Origin of the sequence: Rugosimonospora africana, from assembly GCF_016862975.1 — a bacterium.
Classification (GTDB): Bacteria; Actinomycetota; Actinomycetes; order Mycobacteriales; family Micromonosporaceae; genus Rugosimonospora; species Rugosimonospora africana.
On the sequence record NZ_BONZ01000080.1, the window covers coordinates 79,233 to 105,868 of the forward strand.

Here is a 26,636-nt window from a genome sequence, read left to right on the forward strand (position 1 = left end):
AGGCACTGTGCCGACGCGACCAACTGACGGCCGGCCGGGCGACGCCCTGCTGGGGTACACATACGTCCCGTACTCGACGGAAGCGACAGTGCTTGACCTGTTCCGTGCCGCGGCACGCGAGGATGGCCACCGGATTGCTGTCGAGCACGGCGACTACAAGCTCAGCTACGCGCAACTCGCCGGGAAAGCGGACGATCTCGCGGGACAGCTGCACCAAGCCGGGGTGCGTCACGGGGACCTGATTCCGCTGCTCGTCGCCGACAGCGCGGAGCTGCCGGTCGTTCTCCTCGCGGTGATGAGTCTCTCGGCAGCGTTCGTGCCGGTGGACGAGAGATGGCCGCGGCCGCGTCTCGTGGAGGTTCTCGCCCGACTCGACGCTCCGGTCGTGCTCGCTACGCCAGGCCAGGCCGAGAGCGCCCGCCGGACCGGTGCCTCCGCGGTGATCGAGGTCGACGTCCGCGACCTACGGACGACCGTCGCGGCACCCGATGTGCCCGGCCCGACGTGCGCCGACCTGGCGTACGGATTCTTCACCTCCGGATCCACCGGTCGGCCGAAGTGCGCCCTCAACGGACACCTCGGATTGCTGAACCGCTTCCTCACGATGTCACGGCGGTTCCATGCCGACGGCGCGGTCGTTCTGCAGAACAGCAGCCATGTTTTTGATGCGTCGCTCTGGCAGCTGCTGTGGCCGTTGACCACGGGAGCCCGGGTCGTCATTCCGATCCGGGACGGGATTGTCGACCTGGCCGAGACCGCGCGCGTGATCGCGCGACATCGCGTCACAATGACCGACTTCGTTCCGTCGATCTTCAACGCCCTCGTCGCCCTCGCCGAGGCGGACCCACAGGTGAGCGCCGACCTCGCCTCGATGCGGCGCGTCCTCATCGGCGGCGAAGAGATCTCGTCCCGGGCGGTGCACCGGTTCCGGCAGCTGCTGCCGAACGTGCGCGTCACCAACACCTACGGCCCGACCGAATGCTCAATCGGCTCGGTTTTCCACGAGGTCGAGGACGGCGAGTCGATTCCCCTGGGCCGGGCCATCGACAACACGGCAGCCGTCGTCCTCGACGACGCCATGCGCCCTGTACCGGCGGGAACGATCGGCCAGATCCATATCGGCGGCGACTGCGTCGGCCGCGGTTACCTCGGTGACCCGAAGCGGACGCGTGCCGCATTCGTTCCCAATCCCTTCCCTACCCTGCCCGGCGAATTCGTCTACCGCACGGGCGACCTCGGCTGGAAGGACGAGGCCGGCGTACTGCACTTTGCCGGGCGGCGTGACCATCAGGTCAAGATCGGTGGGGTCCGCATCGAATTGGCGGAGATCGAAGCAGCCCTGACCGGCCACACGGCAGTCCGCGACGCGAAGGTCGTCGTCGCTGAAGGGGTCCACCGCAGGCGGCTGGTCGCCTTCGTGATCACCGACGGCGTCCTCGACCGCGACGAACTGGCCGGCCACCTCGCCGAGCGCCTGCCCACCGCACTCATCCCGAAGGAGGTCCGCTTCCTCGCGGCGTTCCCCCTGACGCCCAACGGGAAGACCGACCGCGCGGCGCTGGCCCGGCTGGCGAGCGAGTCGTTCGTCAGCGGCCAGGGCGTCGTCGGCGTCGCACCCGAGAACGACCTACAGCATCAGATCGCGGCCGCCTGGGCCACGGTTCTCGGTTGTTCGGTGCCGGGGATCACGACCAGCTTCTTCGACCTGGGTGGGGACTCGCTGTCCGCACTGCGCCTCGCACTCGAACTCGGCCGCGTTGTGGGCCGGCGCGTGTCGGTCCGCGACGTCGTCGCGCGACCCACGGTGCGTGACCAGGCGCTGCTTGCGCAGAGCAGGACAGCCGATCCGGTCGCGCCGCCGACCGACCTGCAGGCCGACCGGGCGCTGCCAGACGACGTGTGCCGCGAGACCGCCGACGTGTGGACCCCGGGGACCGTGCTGCTGACCGGCGCGACGGGGTTCGTCGGCGTGCACCTGCTACACGAGCTGCTTACGACCACCGACCTGCCAGTGGTGTGCCTGGTGCGGGCCGCCAACCGTGCCGCCGCCCTGTACCGCCTCGAGCGCACCCTGGAGCGCTACGGACTGCGCGAGTCGTGCCCCGTTGAGCGCATCGTGCCCCTGGTTGGGGATCTCACCGCGCCGCGCCTCGGCGTGACGGCCGACGAGTACGTGACGCTGGCCTCGTCCGTCCACACGATCGTGCACAGCGCGGCGATGGTGAACCTGCTGCTCGACTACCGCTCGCACCGGGCCACCAACGTCCACGGCACGATCGAACTGCTGCGATTGGCCGGCGCCGGCCGCTGCAAGCAGCTGCACCATGTATCCACTCTGGGGGTATTCGGTGGCGCCAATCCCGGCGACCCGGTCCCCGAGACCCTGACGCCCGACGAGCACGCCCCGCCCTCGGACGGGTACTCGCAGTCGAAGTGGGTCGCCGAGCAACTCGTCCTGGCCGCTCGCCGTCGCGGCATCCCGTCCTCGGTGTACCGACTCGGCGAGCTCGGGCCCAACGCGTCCACCGGCATTCCCAGCGAGCGCGGGCTCGTGGACGCGTTGTTGTGCACGGCCGTCGACCTTGGGGTCAGCCCCGTCACCTCGGTCGTCATCGACTACACGCCGGTCGACCACGTCGCGCGGCTGCTCGTCGCGGCCCTGGTCCGGGGTCGCATCGGGCACACGTACCACCCGATCCGGCCCACCGGATTCGCTCTCGACGAGTTGTTCACCGCGATCCGCCAGTGGTCGGCGTCGGCCCCCGTGTCGTACGACCGGTTCTGGGAGGCGCTCGCATCGACCGAGGGGTCCCTCCGACTGCGCGCGCTGCTGCCCGAACCGGTAGCCACCGCCGCGGCGGATCCGCTCGCGGCGGTCTTCGCCGACACGACCACGCGCTTTGTCGCGGCGGAAGCCGATCGGCTCGCTGCCGAGGCAGGCATCGCCCACGCCGAGCACGCCGCCATCGTCGAGCGTTGCGCCGCCGGCTGCATCGAGTACGTCGAGGGCTGGACGAATCCGCGAGTCACGCTGGCGATGAGCGCCCCAGCAACTGCGGTGGACCGCTGATGCGCTACCGCAGACTCGGCCGGCTGGACCGCGCGGTGAGCGAGATCGGCTACGGCATGTGGGGAATCGCCGAGGCACCGGAAGATGCGTTGTTCGCCGCGTGCGCCGAGCACGATGTCGGCGTGATCGCCCGCGTGCCTTTCGACGAGTACACCCTCACCGGTCCACTCACCGCGGACATGACCTGGCCCGCGGGCGACTGGCGCAACAGCTACTTCGTGGGGGAGAACCTGATCCACTCATCGATGGGATCGCGAGCCGACGGAATGGTCGCAATGAGCCGGCCACCGGTGATCGCGCTGTGGGCAGCGCCACGGACGATGTCGACGGCGTTCACACGCATGATGATGGAACGCGGCGACGTCGTGGTGCTGCACGAACCGGTGTCCAACCTGTTGAGCACCGGACAGTTTGAGGTGGCCGGCACGCATGTCGACACGCCCGCCAAACTCTTCGCGCGCGTGCTGGAAGTCGCGCAGACAAGCACCGTGTTTTTCAAGGACACGACCGAGTACGACTACCTGCCCCACCTCGACAACGCGACGATCCGCGCGATCACGCACACCTTCATGGTCCGCGATCCGGCCGACGCGATCGCGTCACACTACGCGGTGAACCCGGCGATGACCCTCGCCGAGGTCGGGTTCGAGCAGCAGTTCAGGCTCTTCGAACGGGTCCGGGCTGTGCTCGGCGTCGTTCCCGCGGTCATCGATGCCGCCGACCTGGTCGCCGATCCGCAGGGCATCGTCGCGGCCTACTGCGAACATGTCGGGCTGCCCTACCGGCCCCAGGCACTCACCTGGGCACCCGGCGTGCGCCCCGAGTGGCAACGCACCGAGCACTGGCACCGCGCCGCCAGCGCCTCCACTTCGTTCCGCGTGCCGCGGACGGTCTACGCCGACACTGTCGACTCCCACGCCACTCTCGCCCGGTTCCGCGACCACCACCAAACCTTCTACGACCGCATGGCCGAGCTGGCGCTCGCCCCGACACCCAGGAGCACCCTGTGACCACCACTGAGGCGACGACCGGACTCACCGCCGGTGCACGCATCGGGTTCAGCGTCTCGGAGGGGCTGCTGTCGCGTGCCGGCGCGGTATGGCTCACCGAACTCGGGTACGACGTGCGTGGCTACCTCGCCGACCTCGGGCAGTGCCCGCGTGCGGACCTCGACGTGATCGCCGGCGAGCTCACCGCGACCGGCGTGCCGACCCAGGTCGTGGACCTGCGGCGTCCGATGGCCGAGTTGCTCCACGACGTCGTCACTTACTCAGCCCGGTACGAGGACGGGTACTGGAACACCACCGGTGCGGCCCGCGCCGTCCTCGTCTCGCAGCTGTCCCCACTCATGGTGCGCGACGAGCTCGATGTCTTCGCGCACGCGTCCGTGCACGGCGGCAACGACCAGCGTCGCTTCACCGGCTACATCCAGTCGCTGTGCCCCGGACTCACCGCGTATACACCCTGGCAGGACCCGCGCAGCGCCGACCGCTTCGCCGACCGCCAGGGGCTCGCCGCGTTCATCTCCTCGCGTGGCCTGCAGGTGGGTGATCAGGTGGTCCGCTCCGTTGACGGCAACCTCGGCGGGTTCTCCCACGAGGCGGCGGACTTGGAATCGCTGTCGGGTGACGTCGCGATCCATCGGATGCTCAGCGTGGCGGCCACACAGGCGCCTGACCGCTGCGAGCACTTCGAGCTGCGCATCGCCGAGGGGCGACCGGTGGCCGTGGACGGTGTCGAGACCGACGCACTCGAGCTGATGCAGCGCGCGAACGCCGCCGGCGGGCGGCACGGGCTCGGCTTTCTCGACGTTCTCGAGAACCGACTCAACGGCACCAAATGCCGGGGCGTCTACGAGGCACCGGGGCTTACGTTGCTGCACAACTGCCTGCAACGCCTGCACCAGGCGACACTGCCCGCCGGCGCGGCGCGGCGGCTGCGGGAACTCGGCGCTGTCCTTGGCGAAAACCTCTACGCGGGCCGGTGGTTCGACGCCGCGGCTGACGAAGCCCGAGCCGAGGCCGACACCGTTGTCGCGGCGGCAACCGGTACCGTGGACGTGGAGCTCTACAAGGGCAACGTGTTCCCCTTCGCGCTGCGGGATCTGCCGGCTCGCAGCGCGGTGCCCAGGCAGGCCCGGTTCTCGGCAGGAGGGTTCCGTTGGGCGGTGCTCGCCGAAGACGAGCGGGCCGAGGTCGCCGAATCCGAGCCTGCCTCGGCGAGCAGCGCCGCCCCGCAACCGCCGGCGTCCACCGCAACCGGGCTCGGTTCCCTGACCGCACAGCAACGCGCGGCGTTGGCGGCAAGGCTGGCGTCGCGGCGTGCGGTCGCCACGAGGAAAATCCGGCCGCGGGACCCACGACTGGACGAGGTGCCCGCAGCGTTCGCTCAGCAACGGCTGTGGTTTCTCGACCGACTCGCGGCAGGCCAGCCGATCTACAACGTTCCCATCGCGCTGAGGCTGCGCGGCGCGCTCGATGCCGATGCGCTGCGCCGCGCCTTCGCCGAGATCGTGGCGCGCCACGAGATCCTGCGTACCGCCCTCGTCGAACGAGACGGCGTGCCCATGCAAGTGGTGCGCCCGGCCGCGGACGTCCCGTTGGCGTGGCGTGATCTGTCCCGGCTCCCGCCGCGCGCCCGCGAGCGCGAGGCCGAGCGCCTGATGCGCCTTGAGGCCGCCGCGCCGTTCGACCTTCAACACGACCTGCTCGTCCGCGCGACGGTGCTGCAGCTGAGCCAGGACGAGAATCTGCTGTTGATCACGGGTCACCACCTAGCTCTGGACGGCTGGTCTCTCGGAGTCCTCAGCGACGAGTTGTCGCACCTCTACGAGGCATACCTGTCCGCACGCGCGCCGTCACTGCGGCCGCTGCCTGTCCAGTACGCGGACGTCTCGCTGTGGCACCGCGAGTGGAACGACGGCCCCGAGGCCGCCGCGCAGCTCGCCCACTGGACCAGACATCTGCAGGATCTGCCGATCCTTGAGCTGCCGACAGACCGGCCCCGCCCTGACCATCCGCCCTATGCCGGAAAGCGGCTCGAGCACCGCCTCGACGACGAGCTGGTGCCGGCACTGCAGCGACTGTCGCAGGAGCGTGGCGCGACCCTGTTCATGACTGCCCTCGCCGCGTTCCAGATCATGATGCATCGGTACACGGCACAGGACGACATTGTCGTTGCCTCGCCGTTCGCGGGACGCTCCCAGCCGGAGACCGAACCATTGATCGGCATGTTCGCGAATATGCTCGTCATGCGGACGCAGGTCCGTGGTGAGTTCTCCTTCGCCGACGTTCTCGACCAGGTGAGGGACTGGGTTCTCGACGCGGACGAAAACCAGCATGTCCCGTTCGAACGGCTGGTCGACGCGCTCAGTCCCGTCCGGGACGCTTCACGCAATCCGCTGTTCCAGGTGTCGTTTGCCCTGCAGAGCGCGACCGGCCTGGGTTTCCGGTTGCCCGGCTTGGCCGTCACCGACGTCCCCGTCGACTCGGGCACGTCGCGCTTCGACCTGGCCTTCAACCTGGAGAGGCGCGCGGATGGGTACAGTTTGTGGGCGGACTACTCGACCGAACTGTGGGACGCCGAGCGCATCGAGCGCATGTTCGGTCACTACGAGACGCTGCTGCGCGCGGTGCTCGCCGATCCGGACGCCCTGGTGCGCGACCTCCCACTGCTCACTGCAGAGGAGTTCCGGTTCCTGATCGAGGAGTTCAACGATACGTCCCGCGATTTCCCGAGCGACGCTACCGTCGACGGCCTGGTCGCGCGGCGCGCCGCGACGCAGCCGGATCACGTCGCAGTCGCGATGGGTTCCCGGACACTGACCTACGCCCAGCTGGACGCCGAGGCATCAGCGCTGGCCGAACGGCTGGGCGATCTCGGCGGTGTCGGCCGGATCGTCGGGGTATGCGTTGACCGTTCGCCGGAACTGGTCGTGAGCATGCTCGGAGTGATGCGCAGTGGCGCCGCCTACCTTCCGCTGGACCCGGGCGACCCGCCGGCACGCCGGGCCTTACTGCTCGACGACACCGGTGCCAGCGCCGTCGTGGCCGTCTCCGGGTCCGACCTCGACCTCCCAGCGGACCTGCCCGTGTTCGCGCCGACCGGTGCCGCCCCGGCGCCCCGCAGCTCGCTGAACGCACCGATGCCGAGGCACACGGCCGCTGACGCTGCGTACGTCATCTTCACCTCCGGATCGACCGGGAAGCCGAAGGGCGTCGTGGTCGAGCACCGCGCTGTGGTCAACTTCCTCACCCAGGTCGGCCGCCTGTTCAACCTTGGGCCGGACGACCGGATGCTCCAGTTCGCAAACCCCACCTTCGACGTGTCGGTGTTCGAGATCTTCGGGTCGCTGGTCACCGGAGGTACGTTGTGCATGGCCTCGCGCGAAACCCTGCTCGCGCCAGACCGGCTCGGCGAATTCCTCAAGCGGTACGGCATCACGGTCATGGATATGGCCCCGGCGGTGATGGCGCTGTTGCCCGCCGCGGAGTTCGCCTCTTTGCGCGTCGTGTTCGTCGGCGGCGAGGCGTTCTCGAGTTCCCTGGTCGAGGCATGGAACCTGCCCGGTCGCCGGTTCTTCAACGGCTACGGCCCGACTGAGGCGACAGTGACCTGCATCGTCCACGAGTGCCAGGGCCCGGACGACACCAGCCCGCCCATCGGCCGTCCACTCGGCAACTATCGCGCATACGTCCTCGACCGATACGGCAATCCGCAGCCGGCCGGCATTCCGGGCGAGCTGCACCTCGCCGGAGTCGGTCTCGCCCGTGGCTATCACGACCGGCCGGATCTGACCGCCGAGCGGTTCCCTCGCGACCCGTTCCAGCCGGGCGACGAGCGCATGTATCGCACCGGAGACCTCGTGCACCAGCGGTGGGATGGCGAGATCGTGTTCCTCGGCCGCGTCGACCGCCAGGTGAAGCTACGCGGCCTGCGTATCGAGCTCGGCGAGATCGAGTCGGTGCTCGCGTCGTGCGCGGGCGTTCGCCAGGCGGCAGCCCAACTCGTGGGAGAGGGCGCCACAGCCCGTCTCGTCGCGTACGTCCGCACCGAAGGCGAACTCGACGTCCCGGCACTGCGCGCCGAACTCGGACACACGATGGCCGCGCACATGATCCCGGCCCAGTTCGTCCGGCTCGAGGTTATGCCGCTGACCTCCAGCGGCAAGATCGACTATGCGCGGTTGGTGGCGCCAGAACTCGGCGCCGACCGGGACGTCGCCTACGTCGCGCCCCGATCCGAAACCGAACGCGTTCTGCTCGACGCAGTCGTCAGCGGGCTCCTGCCCGCTTCCGAGATTGGTACGCAGGACAACTTCTTCGACCTGGGCGGGAGCTCGCTGCAGGCCACCCAGCTCGCGGCACGTATCCATGCCACCTTCGCCACCGAGATCGACCTGCAGGCGGTGTACTCCGCGGCATCGATGGCCGAACTCGCGCGCCTCATCGATACGGCGCGGGCGGCCTCCGGGCAAGCCGACCGTGACGAACGTACCGCGATCGAGACCGAGGTCGGCGAATTGACCGACGACCAGGCGGCCCAGATGCTCGCGGAGAGCGTGGACCCCGCCGATGCTGACGCGACGCTGGACCCGGCCGAGGCGCGCCGCCTGCTGGTCGCACGGCGAGTCCGTCAGCGGGCCCGCGAGAGGGAGGTCGCCGAACGGATCACCCCGAGACCGCGGAGCACGGCCCCGGTACCCGCATCCCTTGCCCAGACCAGGCTGTGGTTCCTGGACCAGCGGTCGCCCGGGCAGACCACCTACAACGCGCCGTTCGTCTTTCGGGTGCGCGGGCCGCTCGACCGTGCGGCACTGGCCGATGCACTGTCACGACTTGCCGCGCGCCACGAGGCGCTGCGCACGACGTTTACGACCGTCAATGGGATGCCAGTCCAGGTGGTGCACGACCCGGTCGCGGTCGAGCTGCCCTACACCGATCTGACCGAAGCCGACCCCCGGGTTCGCGACGGCGAGGCCGCCCGGCTCGTTCACGCTTGTGTGTCCGAGCCGTTCGATCTCACGGTCGGGCCGCTGCTTCGCACCGGGCTGGTGCGGACGGCACCGAACGAGCATCTGTTCGCACTGACCGTGCATCACATCGTCTGCGACGCCTGGTCGTTCGCGGTCATTTTCCGAGAACTCGACAGCTTGTACGCCGCCGCTGCCGAGAACCGTCCCTCGTCGCTGCCCGCTCCGGCTCTGCAGTACGGTGACTTCGCCACGTGGGAGCGCGGCTCCGCCCGGGAGGAACGCTTCGACAAGGACCTCGCGTACTGGCTGAATCACCTGGCCGACATCCCGACTGTCAAACTACCCACCGATCGTCCCCGCCCGGACGTGCTCAGCGGAGCAGGTGCCCGGGTACGGCTGAACTGGGACGCCGAGCTCGCATCCCTGGTCGCCGACTGCGCGCGGCAGACCAACACGACGCTGCAAGTGTTGATGATGGCCGCGCTGGCCGGGCTGCTACACCTGCACAACGACACCGCGGCCAGCGATTCCACCGCCGGTGCAGGGTCGCAGGTCTTTGGCATGGCAGTCTCAGGGCGCACGCATGCCGAAATCGAGGACGTCGTCGGTTTCTTCGTAAACACGGTCGTCATGCGTATCGAGACCGGCGACAACCCGGATCTGGCCACGCTCGTCGAACGCGCCCGCACGGCCGTCATCGCGGCGGCGGCGCATCAGGAACTGCCTTTCGACAGGCTGGTCGAGGAACTGCGGGTCTCGCGTGAGCTGACCCCCAACCCACTCTTCCACGTCAGGATGACCACACATACGGGCGGACTCGCCGCCATGACGAAGCTGGGCGCGTTGGAGGTCACCAGCGAGCCGGTCGACCTCGATTTCGCCAAGTTCGACTTGACCTTCATCGTGGCGGAGACGGCCGATCGGCTCGCGCTCGAGATCGAGTACAGCACCGACCTGTTCGATCGCACCACCGTCGTCGAGTTCGGCGCGCGGTTCGAACGCGTCGTGCGGGCCATCGTGACGTCACCGCGGCAGCGTCTCGACACCGTCACCGTGCTCGGTGAGCAGGAGCGCGAGGGCGTCGAGGCTTCGTCGTGACGAGCGAGGTACGCGCAGCGGACGTCGATCGGCCAGCGGGTTCGCTTGAGCCGTCGTTTCGTGACGTCGTACGAGATTTCCTCGCGTCGGCGGACGTCCAGGCCGAGCTGACGCTGCTGGACCGGCTCGAGCCCGGACAGGAGCCCGGCCACTCGGGGATCTATCGGATGCTCGGTGAACGCGCGTGGCTGGCCGTGAACTGGCCGCGGGAGTACGGCGGGCTCGACCGCTCGGCCCTCGACGCGGCGACGGTCGCCGAGGAACTCGCACTGGCCGGCATCCCCGACGTCGCACACGTACTGAGTATCGACATCGTAGGGTCCTTTGTCCTGATGGCCGGTACGGCTGCGCAGAAGGCACGCTTCCTACCCGCGCTGGCACGGGGCGAGCAGCTCGCTGGCGTCCTGTACACCGAGCCCGGGATCGGCTCGGACCTCAGTGCGCTGCGTACCACCGCCGAGCGCGAGGGATCCGGCTGGCGGATCAGCGGTCGCAAGATCTACAGTCAGAAGTCGCAGTTCGCCGGGGTCGGGCTGTGTGCGGCACGCACGGCCGACAGTGAAGGCAGCGGGATTACGTTGTTCATGGTCGATATGGCGGCCGCTGGGATCCGTATCGCGCCAATCTGGAATGCGACCGAGGAGCGATTCGACGACGTCACGCTCGACGTCCGGGTCGCGGCCGAGGACGTCATCGGACCCGTCCACGCCGGGTTCGAGGTGCTGAATACTGTCCTCGCGCTCGAACGGACGGCCATCGACTACCAGGGCCGGGTACGGCGCTGGTTCAACCAGATCCGTGCCGCCTACACGGCGTCGGCCGCTAGGACCGACACGCTCGACTCGCGGTTTCGTGACCTCGACACCAGGATCCGAGCGGGACGGCTGCTCGCCTACGAGGCGGTCGCGGCCATCGATGCGCAGGCGGTGGACCCGGCTGTGTCGGCGCGTGCCAAGTGGTACAACACAGAGCTCGCTGCCGAGGTCGTTGACCTCGGGTTGGAGGTCACGGGTCTGCTTGGCACGGTGACCCGGTGGGATGGTGAGCCGGGGTGGCGGCAGACAATCGAAGCCATGTACCGCGAGAGTCCCGGCCTCACGCTGTCAGCCGGGACGTCAGAGATCATGCTCAAGGTCGTCGCGACTTTCATGGGCCTGGGTGCCTGAGGTGGACCGCACCCAGCTGGAACAGCTACTTACCGCACGCTTCGGCGGGTTCCTGGCCGAACACGTTCCGGCAGCAGCGCGCCATCCGGCCGAACTGGCCGAGACGCCGGCGCCATCCGCGCCGGCCGCGGTGTGGGCGTCATTGGTGGAGCGTGGGGCGCTGTCGCTGCTGCAGTCGCGCGAGGCCGGCGGTCTCGGGTTGGGCGACACGGCTGTGGCAGCCCTCGCCGAGCTGATGGGCCGAACCGGCTTCCCGGCCGGCCGATATCTCGACACATTGATGGCTGTCGAGGTATTGCGCGGATGTGCACCGTCGACGACTCGCGACGAGCTGCTGGCGGACGTGATGTCGGGGTCCCGGTCGGTCGCGCTCGCCTATCGTGCCGACGGGACCGCCGCAGCGAGCGACCCTGCGAATCTGCCTGCGTGGAGGCAATGGCGCGAGTCCGGCGAGCAGGTTGAGCTCGGCGGCCGGCGAGCCTTCGTCGAATCGGCGGACGAGGCGGACGTGCTGGTGGTGCTGGGCGCCAAGGCCCCGTGTGTCGTTGTCATCCCGACTGCGGCGTCGAGTCCCTTGATCGAGGCGCGATCGACGATGGGGGATCGTCGTCTGTTCGACGTCGAGATTGCCGCGGTACGGGTGCCACGCACAGATCTGCTCGATGTCCCCGGCGCACTGGACGCGCTGTGGACTACCGCGCTCGCGCGTGCCCGGGTCTGGCAAGCCGGCTACCTCGTCGGTATTGCCTCTGGTGCACTGGACGCGGCGACTGAGTACGCGCGAAACCGGCGCCAGTTCCACCGGCCGATCGGGTCGTTCCAGGCCGTTGCGTTTCGCCTCGCGGCCATCAGCTGCCGTATCCACGCGGCCAGGATGCTTGTCCACGACGTCGCTGTCCGTTCCGACGGCGGCGAACCGGTCCTGGAGGAAACGGCCGACGTGCTGGCCCTGGCCGCGGAGACCAGCCGGGCTGCGACCGCCGAGTGCGTCCACGTCCATGGCGCCTACGGAATGACGCTGGCCGCCTCCGCACAACGCTTTCACCGCGTGGCCGGGACGGAAAGCGTCTGGCTCGGGACGGTGCACCTGTTGCGCGGAGGAACGTCGCACCGGCGCCGTGTCGATCGCGGTATATGACGGGGCCGTCCATTATTGGTGCCATGACGTCAGCGGGCGGCGAGCGGGTGAGGGATGCGGACGGTCGAGTGTACAGTCCTGTCGAGCAGCGACTGATTGAGTCCGTCGCCTGGGGTGAGGTGCTCGATCTGGCCGGTGACGGGCCGGTTGACGAGGCGGCGATGCGGTCCTGGGGCGATGAGCGGACGGTCTCGGCTTCGGTCATCCGTGAGCTCGTCCGCGGCCGTCTGGTCAGCGAACCCGACCCACACGGTCTGCGTTTACGCGGGGCTCGGATCGCCGGTCAGATCGATTTGGAGAACATCACCAGTGACCTGACGCTGGAGCTGCGCGACTGTTTGCTGCCCGACGGCTTGAATCTCCGCAATGCCCGACTGTTGGCGGTTGCCTTGACCAGGTGTCGCATCGAGCAAGCGGCGGGTTCGGATGACGCTCCAGTCGACGCGACACGCTTTGCCGCGCGGATGTTCTCGCTCGAAGGGAGCACCGCCACTTGCGCCAGCGAGCGAGGCACGATCCGGCTACTCGCTGCCCAGCTCGGCACATTGGATTGCAGCGGGGCACGGCTGGAGAACACCACCGGGCCCGCCCTCGACGCCGACAGCCTCCAGGTCGATCAAAGCGTGTTCCTACGCGACGGGTTCGCCGCCACCTGCGCCAGCGAGCGAGGCACGATCCGGCTACTCGGTGCCCGCCTCGGCGCTCAACTGAACTGCGGCGGGGCGCGGCTGAAGAACACCATCGGCCCCGCGCTCAACGCCGACGGTCTCCAGGTCGACCGTGAGGTGTTCCTGTCGGGCGGATTCATCGCCACCAGCGCCGGCCAGCAGGGCACGGTCCGGCTACTCGGTGCCCACCTCGGCGCCATGTACTGCAGCGGGGGGCGGCTGAAGAACACCAAAGGACCCGCCCTCGAAGCCGACCACCTCCACGTTGACCGGGACGTGGCGCTGGATGGCGGGTTCACCGCCACCAGCGTCAGCAAGCTGGGCACGATCGAGCTGCCCGGCGCTCACATCGGCGGGGTCCTGTACTGCGGCGGGGCGCGGCTGAAGAACACCACCGGACCCGCCCTCAACACCGACGGCCTTCGGGTCGACCAGGACCTTCTCCTGGACGACGGTTTCACCGCCACCAGCGCAGATGGCCGCGCGGTACTGGTCTTGACCGGTACGCGAATTGGCGGGACTTTCCACCTCGACACCGACCGAGCGACGCACATGGCGCCGGAGGGATCGCTGATCAAGTTGGACGGGCTGACCTACAGCGGGTTGCCGCGGCCGGCGTCATTGCGGTGCTGGCTGACCCTGCTGGGCGAGCACACCCCCGGCTATGCCGCCCAGCCATACCAGCACCTCGCCGCCGCGTACCGGGCCGCCGGTCACGACCGCGACGCCCGCACCATTCTCATCGCTCAACGCCGCGACCAGATTGAGCGCGCCGGACTGACCGGCTCCGAACGCGCCTGGGGTCGTCTGACCGGCCTCACTCTCGGCTACGGCTACCAGCCCTGGCGCGCCCTGCTGTTGCTCCTCGCCACGCTTGCGACCGCAGTCACCCTGAGTGTCACCGGAGGCCACCACGGCGGCCTCACCCAAAAGCCGGCGATCACCGGGGCAGTCACTGCCGCCGCGTGCACCACCATCGACCAGATCGGGGTGGGCCTCGACCTCGGCACCCCATTAATCAACACCGGCGCCCGCGACCGCTGCGAACCCACCGACACCGCCGCCGGCCAAACCCTCACCGTCGCCGGCTGGTTCCTGCAACTGCTCGCCTGGACCTTCGCCACCCTCTTCATCGCCGGCTTCACCAGCGCAGTCCGCAAAACCTGACCCATCGCCCGTGGGAGGCCCGGCATTTGCAGGGCACAAGCCGCCGGGATGACTCCTCTGGGCTAGCAGTAGGTCAGAAACACAGCGGCCTCCTCGATTGTCCAACATGGACGCTCGATACGGCGCGTACGGGGATCGTGGTGTAGCGAGCGGCGTTGTGGGTCAGCCGGCGTTGCCGACGTGTTGGTGGGTGAGGCGTTCCAACAGCGAAGGTCCTGGACGGTGGGAGCGGACGTCCCGACGCTCGTGTCGGTGGCTGTCGTCCGGTCGCCTCCGTTGCGAAGGTCATCTACCGTGCAGAGGCACACCTGAGGGAGCAGACGATGAGGCGATCCACTTCGGTGCCGCTGGGCCGAGGCTACCTCGCACTCGCGGCGCTGGCCACGACCGGGGGCCTGGCTGCGTGCGGCCGCGAGCAGCAGACCTACTGCGCTGACCAGAACGGCGTCGTCGTGCCGGACGTGCGCTGCGACGACGGCTCGCCCGGTTACTACTACTACACGGGCAGTTATGGCCGCGGACGCCGGCCGGGCTACCGGCTCGGCGGCGGCAGCCGAATCGCCTCCACTGACTCGAACGGCCGCGCCCGCGCTGGGCTGCCCTCCACCGGCCACGTGAGCAACGGCCACGTAACTTCCGGCGGTTTTGGCAGCAGCGGTCACGGCAGCTCGGGCGGTTGACGTGCGCCGCATCGCCGACGGCACCGTCCGGCCCGACTGGCGCCAGCAGCTGGCCACCCAGGGGATCGTCTACAACGACACCCCGACGCCGGAAGGCGGCATGACGTCGTACTGGCACGAGGGACCGTTCTACGACTTCACCTCGGCCGAGATCGACGCGCTGGCTGCGGGCGCGACGACGCTGTTCGACATGTGCGTGGCCGCCGGCGACTTCGTCGTCGACCACAACATGTTCCAGCTGCTGGGCATCCCCGAGTTCGCCTGGGACCAGATCAAGCGCACCTGGTGGGACGACGAGACCGAGCCCGGCGGGCGGTCCAAGGGCGACTTCTCGCCCAGCGTCTACGGCCGCTTCGACGTGCGCTACGCGGGGGAGTACGCGGGCCGCCCGCAGCTGCTGGAGTTCAACGCCGACACCCCGACGGCGCTGCCGGAGTCGGCGGTCTCCCAGTGGTATTGGCACGAGCAGACCGGCCAGGGCAAGGACCAGTGGAACACGATCCACGAGATGCTGGTCGAGGCATGGAAGCGCAACATCGGGCGGCTGCGCCAGGCCCGCGCGCATCTGCTCAACCCGGTGACCATCCACTTCGCGTGCGATCGCGAGGAGGACAGTGGTGAGGACCTCTTCAACACGCAGTACCTCATGGAGACGGCGCGCCAGGCGCTGGAGCCTATGGGGTACCGCACGAAGTTCCTCTGGATGGACCAGATTGGGGCCGGCGACGTCGCGGCGGGCGACCACTTCTACGACCCCGACGGACAGCGCATCGACGTCATCTTCAAGTTGTACCCCTGGGAGTGGATGCTCCGGGAGAGGTTCGCCAAGCAGTGTTTCCGCGACATGGCCGACCCGCAGCGGGACAGCACCGTGTGGATCGAACCGCCGTACAAGATGCTCTGGAGCAACAAGGGACTCCTGCCGATCCTGTGGCACCTGTACGGCGACGATCCCGACAAGCGCGACCTGCTCCTGCCGGCGTACTTCGAGTCCGAGCGCCCCGAGTGGATGACGTCCTACGTGCGTAAGCCGCTGCTGGGCCGCGAGGGCGCCAATGTCTCGATCGTCGTCGACGGCGTCACCGTGGCCAGCGCTCCCGGCGAGTACGGCGGGCCGTTCGTGTGCCAGGCGTTCGCCCCGCTGCCCGCGTATGCCGACCAGCGCGGCGGCGAGTGGCACCCGGTGCTCGGCGTCTGGATGATCGACGGCGAGCCGGCCGGCCTCGGCGTCCGGGAGAGCGCCGGGCTCATCACCGACAACCTGAGCCACTTCGTCCCGCACACCATCGACCACGACGGCCGATTGTCTTGACGTAGGAGTGACGGCAATGAACGGTACCGCCGCCCTGATCGCGGTGCTCCAGGTGCTCATCGTGATCGTCGGCGTGGGCGGTGGTTGGTGGCTACTCAACGCTGTCACGTCGTTCGACGACCACCACGAGCTGTGGGAGCGGGCCAACTGGGGCTACCTGGTCCAGCGGATCGGCTTCGTCGCCGTGCAGGTGATCGGCGTGTCGAGCCTCATCGGCCATAACCTGACCAGCTGGGGCTCGCTGGTCTGGGTCGGCGGAGGCATCGTCTGGGCGACGGTGCTGGCCGTCCTTGGTCTGTGGATCACCGATTGGATGATCCTGCGCACCCGGACCACCCCGTTCGGCGCGCTCAACGCCGTGCCGCTGTCGGTCGGGCTGGTCCGGCTCGGCTTCTACCTCGGCCTGGCCCTGATCGTGCGGGCCACGTTCGTCGGGCACGCGCCCGAACTGGCCATGTCGCTGCTGTCCATCGCCGTGTTCACCGTCGCCGGAATCGCCGGCCTGATCATCGCCTCATTCCTGCACAGCCTGGTGTCGCACGGCAACCTGCGTACCGCGGTGGTAGCCGGCGGCGAGACTGAGGGCCTCGAGTCCGCCGCCGTGCTCACCGCCGTCGGCCTGATCCTCTATGGCGCGATGGCCGGCGACTTCACCACGTGGCCGGAGAGCCTGGCCGGCTTCGGAACGGCCCTGGGCGTGGCCTACGTGGGCCTGTACGTGGCGCGGTACCTCATCGACTGGTTCGTCCTCACCGGCCAGTGCACCCTCAAGACGATCCACGCCCAGCAGCAGCGCGGGGCCGCCGCCCTGCTGGCCTTCCTGCTGGTGATGGTGGCGCTGCCGATCAGCGCTGTGGTCAACCTCTATATCGAGTAGTCGGGCCGGCGGTCGTGACGATGCTGACCACGGTGCGGCCGGTGCTGCGCGAGAGGGTCGACGCCGGCTCGGGCGGAGACGCTTGAGTGGATCGGCCGCAGCCGGCGGCGCTATCGCGACGACGGCCACAGGCTGTGGATCATGCACCTTACAGCGCCGTCGCGTCGCTCGTCGGCAGCATCGGCGCGGCCGGGTCGGTACTCAGCTCCGAGGTGACGTACGCCGACGCGAGCACCACCTCCCCGTAACGAGATCCGCGTGCCCGGCCGGTCTGTGAGGGCCGGGGCTAGAGGCCAAGGTGGACCGGCTGGGTCGGCGTTCCCGTGGTGAGCAGCGTCGTCAAGGGCGTTGAGAGGTCCCGCGGTGAGAACAGGTCAGGTCCGGTGTAACCAGCGATCTCCGAGAGTCGCCACCATCGAAACGCGGCCAGGTTCTCTGCGGCGAGCTGCTCATCTGTCAGCTCGCCACGCGGCTCAAAATGGTTGGTCCGGACGAGGAAGTAGTCGTTGACGATGCCGTCGAAGCCCGGTGCGTGGCCGGCGGCCACGACTTGCTGGTGCCAGACGTGCGGCGGATCGGCAGTGATCGCCAAACCGGTCTCCTCGCGAAGCTCACGGCGTAGGGCGGTCAGCGGGTCCTCGCCGAGTTCGATGCCGCCGCCTGGGGCTGCCCACACGGCTTTCGTCTGGACTGGCACCGCCGGGTGAGGGAAGACGAACCGGCAGAGCAGGATTCGATCGTCCTCGTCGAGAATGATTGCGCGTACGGCGGGACGCAGGTTCGGTGTCATGGTGTGTAGGACGCGGCGGCGAGGCAGACGGTGATCGGCACCGCCGCAGACTAACAACCGCTCGCTTGTCCGCGCACCCGGTCACGGCTGCACCTCCATGCGGGACAATCCACATTGGACCGGCCAGGTCCACCTTGGACCCGGCCCGGGTCGTGAGCGCCGCGCCGTTGCCGCAGCCCGCCCATCACCTGAGTAAACCCGGCACTCGGCCCGGTCACCCCAGCCACGTCGGCGAAGGCACTTCCTCGTTCCCGGCCCGCCGATCAGCCAGCGTTACCGAAGGGCCGAGGCACCACTCGCCCTGTTCCAGGCGTAATGGCCCTCCGGCGCCAGGCGCGCGCCCCAAGCCTGCGACCTTCTAGCCCCGAATGCGTGTTTTCTTGCAGTAAGGGTGTCAAGCGAAAAATATTCGCTCTACGGTGGTCTTCGATAGCTACATCCGACGTGCAGTTATTCGTGGCACTCGAGTGATGCGTCCGTGGTGCTTACTGGAGGGTTAGGTAGACTTCGATGTCTAACGATGTACCGGTACGCCGGGGTATCAGCGAAGTGGAAGCCGCCCGGCCAGCGCCGCCACGAACACGGGGACGGGCGCGGTGGTACGCGGCCGGACTGGCGGGACTCACCGCGTTCAGCGGAGTTTCCGGATTGGCCGGAGCCAACGGTCTCAAGCACGGGTCCAACAGCTTGCTGAACTTGTCGTCCGCTGCGACGCAGGTTCTGGCCGCGGATCGCGTAGACGGTGACCCGAACGGGAACGGGGTCCAGGACGTTGGCAGCGGCCAGCAAGGCTCTCGCGGGAACGAACAGCTGGTGCCGTGCAATGCCGACAGGCTGATCGCGGCGATCGTGCGCGCGAACGCCTCCGGTGGAGCGAGCCTCAGACTCACCGCTCGGTGCGTATATACCCTGACGGCGGCTCAGGGGCCCGATGGGCTTCCGGTCATCACCCAACCGATCAGCCTTGACGGCCAGGGCGCGACGATTGCGCGCGCCGCGGGCGCGGCCAACTTCCGTATCCTCAACGTCGGGGTCGGCGGGAATCTGACGGTGGAAGACCTCACCGTCGCGGGCGGGTTCGCGCCCAACTCGGCCGGCGGTGGCGGCATCCTGGTGCAGTCCGGCGGCCAGGCCACCCTCCGCAACGCCACCGTTGCCGGCAACCAGAGCACCAGCGTCGGGGGCGGGATCGCCAACTACGGTATCACCACGATCCTTGGGCAGGACGACGGCTCTGGCACGGGAACGTGGGGCAACAGCGGCGCGCCCAACAAGGCATCCGGTAACGGGCCGACGCAGGCCCCGCCCGGCGGTCAGAGCGGCGGATCGGCCACGAACTCGGACGCGGGGCAGGCCATCAGCAAGGTCGACAACAACAGCACCACGGACTCCGGCGGAGGAATTTTCAACGACGGTCGCCTGTCCGCCGACAACGTCGAGATCAGCTACAACCACAGCGGCGGTTTTGGAGGAGGGCTCACCGACATAGGGAACGCGGTACTGAAGAGAGCTCGAATCGACCACAACACGGCAGCGGCCGGCGACGTCCTGGGGGCGTCCGGCGGCGGCATCGCCAGCGGTTCGGGCGTCACGAAACTCGAGGACAGCTCCGTCTCCGATAACACCGCCGCTAGGGACGGCGGCGGCATCGCCTGTGAGGCAGCCACCATCTCTTTGCAGAACACCAAGGTCGACCGCAATACAGCGACCGGCGACGGCGGCGGCATCGACACCGAGCCTTCCCCCCTCATCGGCGGCGGATCCTGCATTGCCGTGATCGAGGACAGCGAGGTCAGCGGAAACACCGCGAGTGGCAGCGGCGGCGGGATCAGCAACCGAGTTTCCAGCCTGGTGCTGAGGCGCAGTCGCGTGAGCCTGAACAGAGCCATCGGGACCGCCTCGCAGGCCGGCGGGATCGTCAACGGAAACGGCGCCGTCACGCTCACGGCGACTCAGGTCACCGGGAACTCTTCAACGGTTGCGCCCGGCGGGCTCGCCACCAACAGGGACGCGGTCACGGTGGACCAGAAGTCGGCCATCGTCGGGAACCGACCCACCAACTGTGCCGGCAGCACCGTCACAGTCCCGAACTGCTTCGGCTGATCCCGCTCACGGCGACGCCGAGGGACGGGCGTCATGAGCTGGGGCCACGGGTATGCCTGCCTCAGTTGCGGCCAGCTCGGAGCGGATGACTTCCAGCAGGCGACCGATCCAGTTGGTGCCCCGCTTCTGCCCGGCGACCCAGTAGGCGGAATCGAAGTCGATGTACATGATGCGTGCGTCGCCGGTGCCGAGCAGCGTGTGCGCTAGGTGGGGGTGCTGGGTGTATTTGGCGCGCAGCAGTGCGGTCATGACGGCGAGGCGGGCTGCTGGCCAGCCCGCGCGGCGGGGTGCTTGCTTGGCCAGGTCGGCCGCGTCGAAGCTGCGTGGCGCGGCGACGATGCGGTCGTGCCAGTCGGAGTCGTCGGTCGACATCGCCCAATATGCGTGGATGACGCTGGGGTAGTCCCGGCCATTGATGGTGATGGTGGCTGGGTAGTCGTTCTGGAGCACTTGTACGCCGGGATCCTGTGGCCATCCCTTCGGGTACACGGTGTGGTGGATGCTGATCGGAGCCGCTACCGCGGTGGCTGGACCGTCGGAGGGTGTGCTGGCTTGCCATTCGGCAATCGAGCGTTCCCGTTCCCGGAAGTACTCAACCGCTTGGCCGTGCATCTGCGCGGTGACGACCCGACCCTGTGGATCACCATGCAGCGGTTCGCCTATCGCGCTGATCAGAACTCGGAGTGGATAGTCTTTGCGGTCCATGTCGCCGAGCGTGTACAGGCGGAAGTGTTGTGGGATGGCCAGGTATCGCTCGCGCAGGGCGAGGCGGTTGTCCTCGGTGATGTCTGCCAGGTAGGTCTCGACCTCGAGCAGGCAACGCTGCATCGAGTCGGGCCGGTCGTTGAGCCGGTCGATCTCGTCGGCGACTTCACCGACGAGCATGTCCGGGTCGATCCACGCCTGCGGTTCGGCGAAGCGCCAGCTCGCCAGGTGGTGGACGTAGGCCCGTGCGCCGTTCTCCAGTGTGGTAGCCGCCCGGCCGCGGCGCAGTTGCTCCCGCAGTCCCTCCAGATCGGTCAGCTTCCCACCACAGTCGACGGCGCCGTCGGCGTAGATGAACAGTTCGTTCAGCGAGTAGGTGTCCAGACTACGGGTGAAGATGTACCGCCAGGTGCCCTCGACCCGTTCCCCGTCCACGCTGCGGTAGGTGCGTCGTCCGATAGCCACCGGGAAACAGTAGTCCAGCTGGGACGCGTCGTTGGCCCGTCAACGGGCGTTGGGTGGACTGGTGGGCGAGCTGATTCAGCCTTGACGCCACGGGCTTGCCACCGTCCTGCCACGCGGTCGCCCGAAGATGGATGCATGCCGATTGGCGGGCCGTACCGCGGGCACTTCGGCCGGTACTCGCGGCAGCACTGTCCCAGCCGGCCATGCCGGCGACAGCGAGGTGACCACAGGTGCGGCGCGCACGAGAGAAGGTGGGTGACCGATGATTAAACGGGCCGCGGCGGTGGCCGCCTCGCTGGCTGTCGCGCTGGCAGCCGCCCTGTCCACCACGGCTCCGGCCGCCGGCGCCGATCCGGCGCCGTTCGGGCGGCTGCCGGTGATGGGCTACAACACGTGGTACCAGTACGGTGCGGGCGCGACCGAACAGAACGTGCTTCAGCAGGCCCGGTACCTGGTGAGCAGTGGGCTCGCCGCGGCCGGGTACGACACGGTGAACCTGGACGACGGTTGGATGGCGTCCGCCCGTACCGCCGGTGGCGCGCTGACGTGGAACACCGCCAGGTTTCCCGACGGCATTCCGTGGCTGGCCGGCCAGATCCACGCGCTCGGCCTCAAGTTCGGCATCTATGAGGCCATCGGCACCCGCACGTGCCAGAACCTGCCCGGCAGTGGGGGCGCCACCGCATCGGGCAACCACTATGCGCAGGACGCCCGGACGTTCGCGGCCTGGGGCGTCGACTTCGTGAAGGTCGACGAGTGCGGCGGTCTCCCATCGGGCACGACGCTGAGTTCGTTGACCACCGCGTTCGAGCAGTACGGCGCGGATCTTCACGCGGCCATCCCCGGCGTCGTGTACAGCGAGGAGTTGCCCATCTACGTGCTGGGCCAGTCCGACTTCGTGACCGCCGTGCAGTCCTCCGCCGGCTTCGCCAACATGTGGCGGGTGGCGGCCGACGAGTCGACCCTGGACTCGGCGTCCGACACCATCCTCGGCCACCTCGCGGCCGACCTGCATCTGCACGCCTTCGCCGGTCCCGGCCACTGGAACGACCTGGACATGCTGGTACCCGGCACGCCGTCGGCACACCCGTTCGGCTGGTCGCTGGCTGACGAGCAGAGCCAGCTGTCGGTCTGGGCCGAGGAGGCCAGCCCGCTGCTGATCTCCACCGACCTGACCACGCTGACCCCGGCCGAACTGGCCGCGCTGGAGAACCCGGACATCATCGCGATCGATCAGAGCGGCTCGCAGCCCGCCACCGCCGTGACCAGCGGGCACATCGAGGCGGTGGTCAAAAAGGCCGACGGCGGCCAGGCGGTTTTGTTCGCCAACCTCGGTACGGGCAGCGGCACCGGGACGTTCACGCTGTCGCAGCTCGGGATCAGCACGCCACGGGCGACCGGTTACAACGTCTGGAAGAAGACGACCACCACGTTCAGCGGCGTGACCGTCACGCTCGCCGCCGGGCAGACCGAGACGGTGGTGATCAAACCGGTGAGCAGCTGAGCCGGCGGGCGCATAACTGGATGCGCGGGCGTGTCCGCGGCCTCGTCGCGGCCCGGTCGGGGTGTGGTGACCCGATCCGGGCCGCGACGAGGCCCTTGCGTCGGTACTCAGCTCGTCGTCACGAACACGATCTGTCCGGAGGCCCCCCACGGCTGCCCGTTCGAGTCGAGCTGCTGGACCGTCACCGTGTAGGTGTGGCCAGCCTCCAGACCCGAGTACGACGCCTGGGGGATGCCCACGGTGTTCGTGGTCCCGTTGATCGTGCCGGGGCCGACGATCGTCACCTTCCAGGTACCTGGCTCCACAGTGGAGTCCCAGGCGACGACCGCGCGGTTGTTGTTCACGGAGACAACGTGGCCGCAGCAGAGGACCGGCGCGCCGGTACCGCCGGCGGACGTGGTGAACGTCCTGTCAGTACCGTAGGTGGTGCCGGCGCTGTTCGTCGCCTCGATCCGGTAGTGATAGGTGGTGGACGCCGCCAGGCCGGACACGTTGGCCGACTCGTTCACCGCCGCCGTACCCGACCCGGCGCTCCCGGCCGTGGTGCTGCTCCCGTAGCTGGTCGACGTGCCGTAATCGAACCTGTAGGTAGTCGCCGCGCCCTTCGGGTTGACCGACCCGTTGAGCGTAGCCCCGGAGCTGGTCACGTTGCTGGCCGCGTTCGTGGTGGCTGCCGGTGCCTGCTGGGTGCCGCCACCGTTGTGGGCGGCGATGGCGTTGTCCAGCTCGGTCCACTGCTGGCTGGTCATCGTCGGCGAACCCCAGCTCGGGTCCTCGAACTCCAGCACACCGGAACCGCCAGCGTTGAACAGGTCGTTGACGAAGCCGGTCAACGACTCGTACCCGCTGTGGTCAAGCCGGGCCAGGTTCGTCTCGGAGATGAAAATCGGCCCGCTCCAACCGACACTGCGGATTTCGCTGAACGCGGGGCCGAACTCGCCGGAGAATGTACCGAACTGGGAGCCCCACTCGGTATCCGGGTAGCCGTCCACGCCGACCATGTCGACGTAGTTGATGCCAGGCCACCATGGAGCCGGGCTCTGCGTGGTGCCACCCGTGTCGGCGTTCGGAGCCCACAGCCAGTACGCGTTCTGGCCTGCGGTGCTGTTCACGTTGGTGACAACGCTCTTCCACGCCGCGATCCAACCAGACGGACTGGTGTTGCAGCCGCCGCCGGTAGCCCACGGGTACTGGCCGGAGACATTGAATTCGTGCGCGAACGTCAGAATCACCGGATGCCCGAAGTTCGCGATCGCCGTGCCGATGGCCTTCTCGTAGCTGACGGCCGAGGAGGTGTTGTTCGCGATTCCGGACATGGATACCGTGCAGTTGCTGGCGCTGGCTTCGGTCCAGGGCTCCAGCTCGATGAACGGGGTCGCTCCCTGCGAGTGCGCCGAGTTCAGAAACGAGCTGATGCTGGTGTCGCCCCAGGCGTAGTACTCGTTGAGAATGTTGGGGTGTTGCCCCTGCGAAGCCGATCCGCCGGCGTAGATGCCGAGCGTCGCGGGCGGGGGTGCCGGCTTGGACGGTGCGGTGGATGCCTGGGCCGATAGTCCGGTAGCGGTGAGCAGCGCTGTGGCTGCCATCGCTGCGCCGAGTGCAGCTCCGCCGGCGCGGCGCTTGCGGGTCATTTGGGCCTCCTTCTCTGTAGATGCCTCCGCGACGCGGGTGCGGCCGCAGAGCTGTGCGCGGTCCAGTTCACCGCTCGGGCGCGGCCGTGTTGGCGTATGCCGATGCCGCGGGCGCGCTGGTGGGCATGGCCGCCGTGAGGGCGCCCGCCACGCCCACGACTGGTGCGTCACCTCTGAGGTAGCGGATGGGTCCTGCCATTTTCATCTCCCTCTCATGCATCCCGTCGCCCGGTTGCTGCGAGCGACAGGCGGTCGCTGGCCTGAGGACATTCTTTGCGGCCGGCGACTGCGGATCGCGGCGGAGGCACCGACGGCTGCCGATACCTCGACGATCCGGCTCGCCGACGGCAGCAGCTAGCTTGTCCCCAGGGCGTGGCATCCCGGTGGCGACCCCGTGTCGCGTCAGGTGACCCGCCCACCGGGGTGCCTGTGCTGGGCCGACGAACAGCGGATCGGACGTTCTCGGACGGCGCCGGACTCCACCGATCCTCCAGCTGTGCGCGGCCCAACGGCGCGGGCCGCGGGTGGATGCGGCACGGGAAGGTAGCGCACCGCGGGCTTTAACCGAACCCGACGTCCGAGACAGTCCGAGCGCGTCCGAGATCGTGGACCTTCCGCCTACGCCCGGATAGAAGTTTCGTTAGCGCGGCAGTCGGATCCGCGCACGAGGAGAAGGGAACGGGCGTGAAGTCAATTGTCACCAAGCTGGCCCTCATCGGCCTGCCGGTGCTCGCGGCGGCTGCACTGGCCGCGCCGGCGTCAGCGCATCCGTCCACGACGAGCAGCGTCCGGCCATCGAGCGTTGTGCCAGCATCGAGTACCGCGGACTGCCCGCTCGGAGATCTGTGTTTCTGGGTTGACGCGAACTGGATCGGCAAGATGGGAATGGTCTCCGGAAACAACGGATCCTGGACCAAATTCGCCGAGCCGCAGTGTAACGGCGGGACGTGGAACGACTGCGCTTCGGCGATTTACAACCATGGCCAGTACAGCAATGCGCGAGTCTTCAAGGACGACAACGGAGGTGGCGGCGGCTCCTGCCTGCCGCGCGGCACGATGTGGAGCAACCTCACCTCACACTACTTCGACAACGGCGTGAAGATGAACGACCAAATCAGCAGCAACGACTGGGTCTCCAGCGCGTGCCCATGACCGACGGTTGTCGAACCGCGAAAGGGCGGTGGCCCGCCATGGACAGGTCCCCACGGCAGCGTGTCTTGCGACTCTTCGTGCTGGCATTGGCCATGGTCTCGGCAATGACCGTCATCGCCGGAATGGGCGGCTGCTCCCGCAGCCGCCCACCCCGGCCCACCGCGACGGTGCCGAACGGGGTCTCCGCGAGCGCGATGCCGCAGGCCCACGCCAGTTCGGTGATAGCGCAGGACGCCGCCACCCTGCAGTGGTCGTGGCTGGTGGGCCGGGCGGAGAATCAACTCGTCGCCCAGTGCATGAAAGGCCACGGATTCGCCTATCCGCTTCCCGCCGCGGACCCCGAACCCGACGCGGAGACGATGACCGCGGATGCACTGGGCAGTGGCGCTCCGCCTACCTATGGCGTCTTCCCGCACCACGATCAGCCGAGCAGTCCGGGCGCTGATCAGGTGTCCTTCCGCTCCGCGCTCGAGGGTGCGCCGACGGCCGTGGCGGCGATGACTCTTCCCGACGGCAGCACCATCGGCTACGAAACGGGCGGGTGCACCGGTCAAGCCCGCACGGGCCTGTTCGGGTCGGTACGCGCATATGTCGCATCGGCGTACGTGCCACAGGTCGTCCGGGACGAGTTCAACGCCTTCCTCGCCACCGATGGTCGCTACACCACCGCGCTCAAAGACTGGCAATCGTGCATGACGGACCGGCAGTGGAGCTTCGACTCACCATCGGCGGCCATCTCGTCGCTGGAGACCGCGCAACTGGACGCGGCGTCGCTGGGCCGGCGTCAGGCCGCCATCGCCGCCGCGGACCGCGACTGCGACTCCCGGTCCCACCTGCGGGCCAACCGCGGCAACGCGCTCACCCAGTTCACTGCCGACCTGTCCGGGCAGGTGCTGGCTCAACTCGACAGCATCTATGCCGCTCGCGGGCGGGCCGGCCAGGTCGCTCGACGGGCCCTGTCCTCCTGAACGCCGACCTGTCCGAGGTAGTCCGAGTTCACTCCTCTGCGTCCTCGGCTGGGTGTTACAACGTACTGCCCCGCAGCGGATGCGCGCCGGATCGCGACAACCGTCCGGAAGGCGGGATCGTCCAACAACAAAGGTGGTGAAGGCCATGGAGGTGGTCAAGATGCGCAT

The 26,636-nt window shown here is 68.4% G+C and carries 17 protein-coding genes; 13 read left to right on the top strand and 4 right to left on the bottom strand.

All coding sequences use genetic code 11. The features are described from left to right. Nucleotides 1-7: 7 nt before the first annotated feature. From Raf01_RS37650 to Raf01_RS37690, 9 genes are all read left to right on the top strand, one after another. Complete coding sequence (locus tag Raf01_RS37650; protein WP_203922873.1) at nucleotides 8-3,070, top strand: non-ribosomal peptide synthetase; 3,063 nt, start codon at nucleotides 8-10, stop codon at nucleotides 3,068-3,070. Then, nucleotides 3,070-4,080, top strand: coding sequence for a sulfotransferase-like domain-containing protein (locus tag Raf01_RS37655; RefSeq protein ID WP_203922874.1), 1,011 nt, complete (start codon nucleotides 3,070-3,072; stop codon nucleotides 4,078-4,080). Before Raf01_RS37650 ends, Raf01_RS37655 begins: the two co-directional genes overlap by 1 nt. Beyond that, nucleotides 4,077-10,142, top strand: coding sequence for a non-ribosomal peptide synthetase (locus tag Raf01_RS37660; protein WP_203922875.1), 6,066 nt, complete (start codon nucleotides 4,077-4,079; stop codon nucleotides 10,140-10,142). Before Raf01_RS37655 ends, Raf01_RS37660 begins: the two co-directional genes overlap by 4 nt. Beyond that, the gene (locus tag Raf01_RS37665) at nucleotides 10,139-11,308 is read left to right on the top strand and encodes an acyl-CoA dehydrogenase family protein (RefSeq protein ID WP_203922876.1); all 1,170 of its coding nucleotides are present in this window, start codon (nucleotides 10,139-10,141) and stop codon (nucleotides 11,306-11,308) included. The genes Raf01_RS37660 and Raf01_RS37665 overlap by 4 nt, the downstream gene beginning before the upstream one ends. Nucleotide 11,309: 1 nt before the next feature. After that, nucleotides 11,310-12,446 carry an acyl-CoA dehydrogenase family protein gene (locus tag Raf01_RS37670; RefSeq protein ID WP_203922877.1) on the top strand — a complete coding sequence of 379 codons (1,137 nt, stop codon included), beginning with the start codon at nucleotides 11,310-11,312 and terminating at the stop codon, nucleotides 12,444-12,446. Then, nucleotides 12,443-14,281 (top strand): hypothetical protein, encoded by a 1,839-nt coding sequence (locus Raf01_RS37675; protein WP_203922878.1) that lies wholly within the window; start codon nucleotides 12,443-12,445, stop codon nucleotides 14,279-14,281. Before Raf01_RS37670 ends, Raf01_RS37675 begins: the two co-directional genes overlap by 4 nt. Nucleotides 14,282-14,604: 323 nt before the next feature. After that, complete coding sequence (locus Raf01_RS37680; RefSeq protein WP_203922879.1) at nucleotides 14,605-14,961, top strand: hypothetical protein; 357 nt, start codon at nucleotides 14,605-14,607, stop codon at nucleotides 14,959-14,961. A gap of 1 nt (nucleotide 14,962) precedes the next feature. After that, a complete protein-coding gene (locus Raf01_RS37685) occupies nucleotides 14,963-16,273 on the top strand; it encodes a glutathionylspermidine synthase family protein (RefSeq protein ID WP_203922880.1) in 1,311 nt (436 codons plus the stop codon). A 16-nt stretch (nucleotides 16,274-16,289) separates the two neighbouring features. Beyond that, the gene (locus Raf01_RS37690) at nucleotides 16,290-17,150 is read left to right on the top strand and encodes a DUF350 domain-containing protein (RefSeq protein ID WP_203922881.1); all 861 of its coding nucleotides are present in this window, start codon (nucleotides 16,290-16,292) and stop codon (nucleotides 17,148-17,150) included. 286 nt (nucleotides 17,151-17,436) lie between these two features. Here Raf01_RS37690 and Raf01_RS37695 read toward each other — a convergent pair whose 3' ends face one another. Beyond that, nucleotides 17,437-17,940 (bottom strand): NUDIX hydrolase, encoded by a 504-nt coding sequence (locus tag Raf01_RS37695; protein ID WP_203922882.1) that lies wholly within the window; start codon nucleotides 17,938-17,940, stop codon nucleotides 17,437-17,439. A 648-nt stretch (nucleotides 17,941-18,588) separates the two neighbouring features. On the opposite strand from Raf01_RS37695, the gene Raf01_RS37700 reads away from it, so the two are divergent. Further along, nucleotides 18,589-20,043 (top strand): hypothetical protein, encoded by a 1,455-nt coding sequence (locus tag Raf01_RS37700; RefSeq protein ID WP_203922883.1) that lies wholly within the window; start codon nucleotides 18,589-18,591, stop codon nucleotides 20,041-20,043. Between the two features lie 6 nt (nucleotides 20,044-20,049). Here the strand turns inward: Raf01_RS37700 and Raf01_RS37705 are convergent, their stop codons facing one another. After that, a complete protein-coding gene (locus Raf01_RS37705) occupies nucleotides 20,050-21,213 on the bottom strand; it encodes an NADAR family protein (RefSeq protein WP_203922884.1) in 1,164 nt (387 codons plus the stop codon). A 262-nt stretch (nucleotides 21,214-21,475) separates the two neighbouring features. Here Raf01_RS37705 and Raf01_RS37710 point away from each other — a divergent pair, with 262 nt between their 5' ends. Then, complete coding sequence (locus Raf01_RS37710; RefSeq protein ID WP_203922885.1) at nucleotides 21,476-22,717, top strand: glycoside hydrolase family 27 protein; 1,242 nt, start codon at nucleotides 21,476-21,478, stop codon at nucleotides 22,715-22,717. 107 nt (nucleotides 22,718-22,824) lie between these two features. On the opposite strand, the gene Raf01_RS37715 is transcribed toward Raf01_RS37710, so the two are convergent. Then, nucleotides 22,825-24,348 carry a glycosyl hydrolase gene (locus tag Raf01_RS37715; protein ID WP_203922886.1) on the bottom strand — a complete coding sequence of 508 codons (1,524 nt, stop codon included), beginning with the start codon at nucleotides 24,346-24,348 and terminating at the stop codon, nucleotides 22,825-22,827. Nucleotides 24,349-24,415: 67 nt separating this feature from the next. Next, nucleotides 24,416-24,547, bottom strand: coding sequence for a hypothetical protein (locus tag Raf01_RS50705; RefSeq protein WP_275413136.1), 132 nt, complete (start codon nucleotides 24,545-24,547; stop codon nucleotides 24,416-24,418). A 485-nt stretch (nucleotides 24,548-25,032) separates the two neighbouring features. On the opposite strand from Raf01_RS50705, the gene Raf01_RS37720 reads away from it, so the two are divergent. Together Raf01_RS37720 and Raf01_RS37725 are read left to right on the top strand one after the other, a co-directional pair. Continuing rightward, on the top strand, nucleotides 25,033-25,500 hold the full coding sequence (locus Raf01_RS37720; protein WP_203922887.1) for a peptidase inhibitor family I36 protein: 468 nt from the start codon (nucleotides 25,033-25,035) through the stop codon (nucleotides 25,498-25,500). 104 nt (nucleotides 25,501-25,604) lie between these two features. After that, nucleotides 25,605-26,468: a hypothetical protein gene (locus Raf01_RS37725; RefSeq protein ID WP_203922888.1), complete on the top strand. Its 864-nt coding sequence runs from the start codon at nucleotides 25,605-25,607 to the stop codon at nucleotides 26,466-26,468. Nucleotides 26,469-26,636 lie beyond the last annotated feature (168 nt).

Coding starts and splice junctions, on each gene's coding strand:
- Raf01_RS37655 (WP_203922874.1), top strand. CDS start 3,070: ATGCGCTACCGCAGACTCGGCCGGCTGGACCGCGCGGTGAGCGAGATC.
- Raf01_RS37675 (WP_203922878.1), top strand. CDS start 12,443: ATGACGGGGCCGTCCATTATTGGTGCCATGACGTCAGCGGGCGGCGAG.
- Raf01_RS37680 (WP_203922879.1), top strand. CDS start 14,605: ATGAGGCGATCCACTTCGGTGCCGCTGGGCCGAGGCTACCTCGCACTC.
- Raf01_RS37690 (WP_203922881.1), top strand. CDS start 16,290: ATGAACGGTACCGCCGCCCTGATCGCGGTGCTCCAGGTGCTCATCGTG.
- Raf01_RS37695 (WP_203922882.1), bottom strand. CDS start 17,940: ATGACACCGAACCTGCGTCCCGCCGTACGCGCAATCATTCTCGACGAG.
- Raf01_RS37710 (WP_203922885.1), top strand. CDS start 21,476: ATGATTAAACGGGCCGCGGCGGTGGCCGCCTCGCTGGCTGTCGCGCTG.
- Raf01_RS37715 (WP_203922886.1), bottom strand. CDS start 24,348: ATGACCCGCAAGCGCCGCGCCGGCGGAGCTGCACTCGGCGCAGCGATG.
- Raf01_RS50705 (WP_275413136.1), bottom strand. CDS start 24,547: ATGGCAGGACCCATCCGCTACCTCAGAGGTGACGCACCAGTCGTGGGC.
- Raf01_RS37725 (WP_203922888.1), top strand. CDS start 25,605: ATGACCGTCATCGCCGGAATGGGCGGCTGCTCCCGCAGCCGCCCACCC.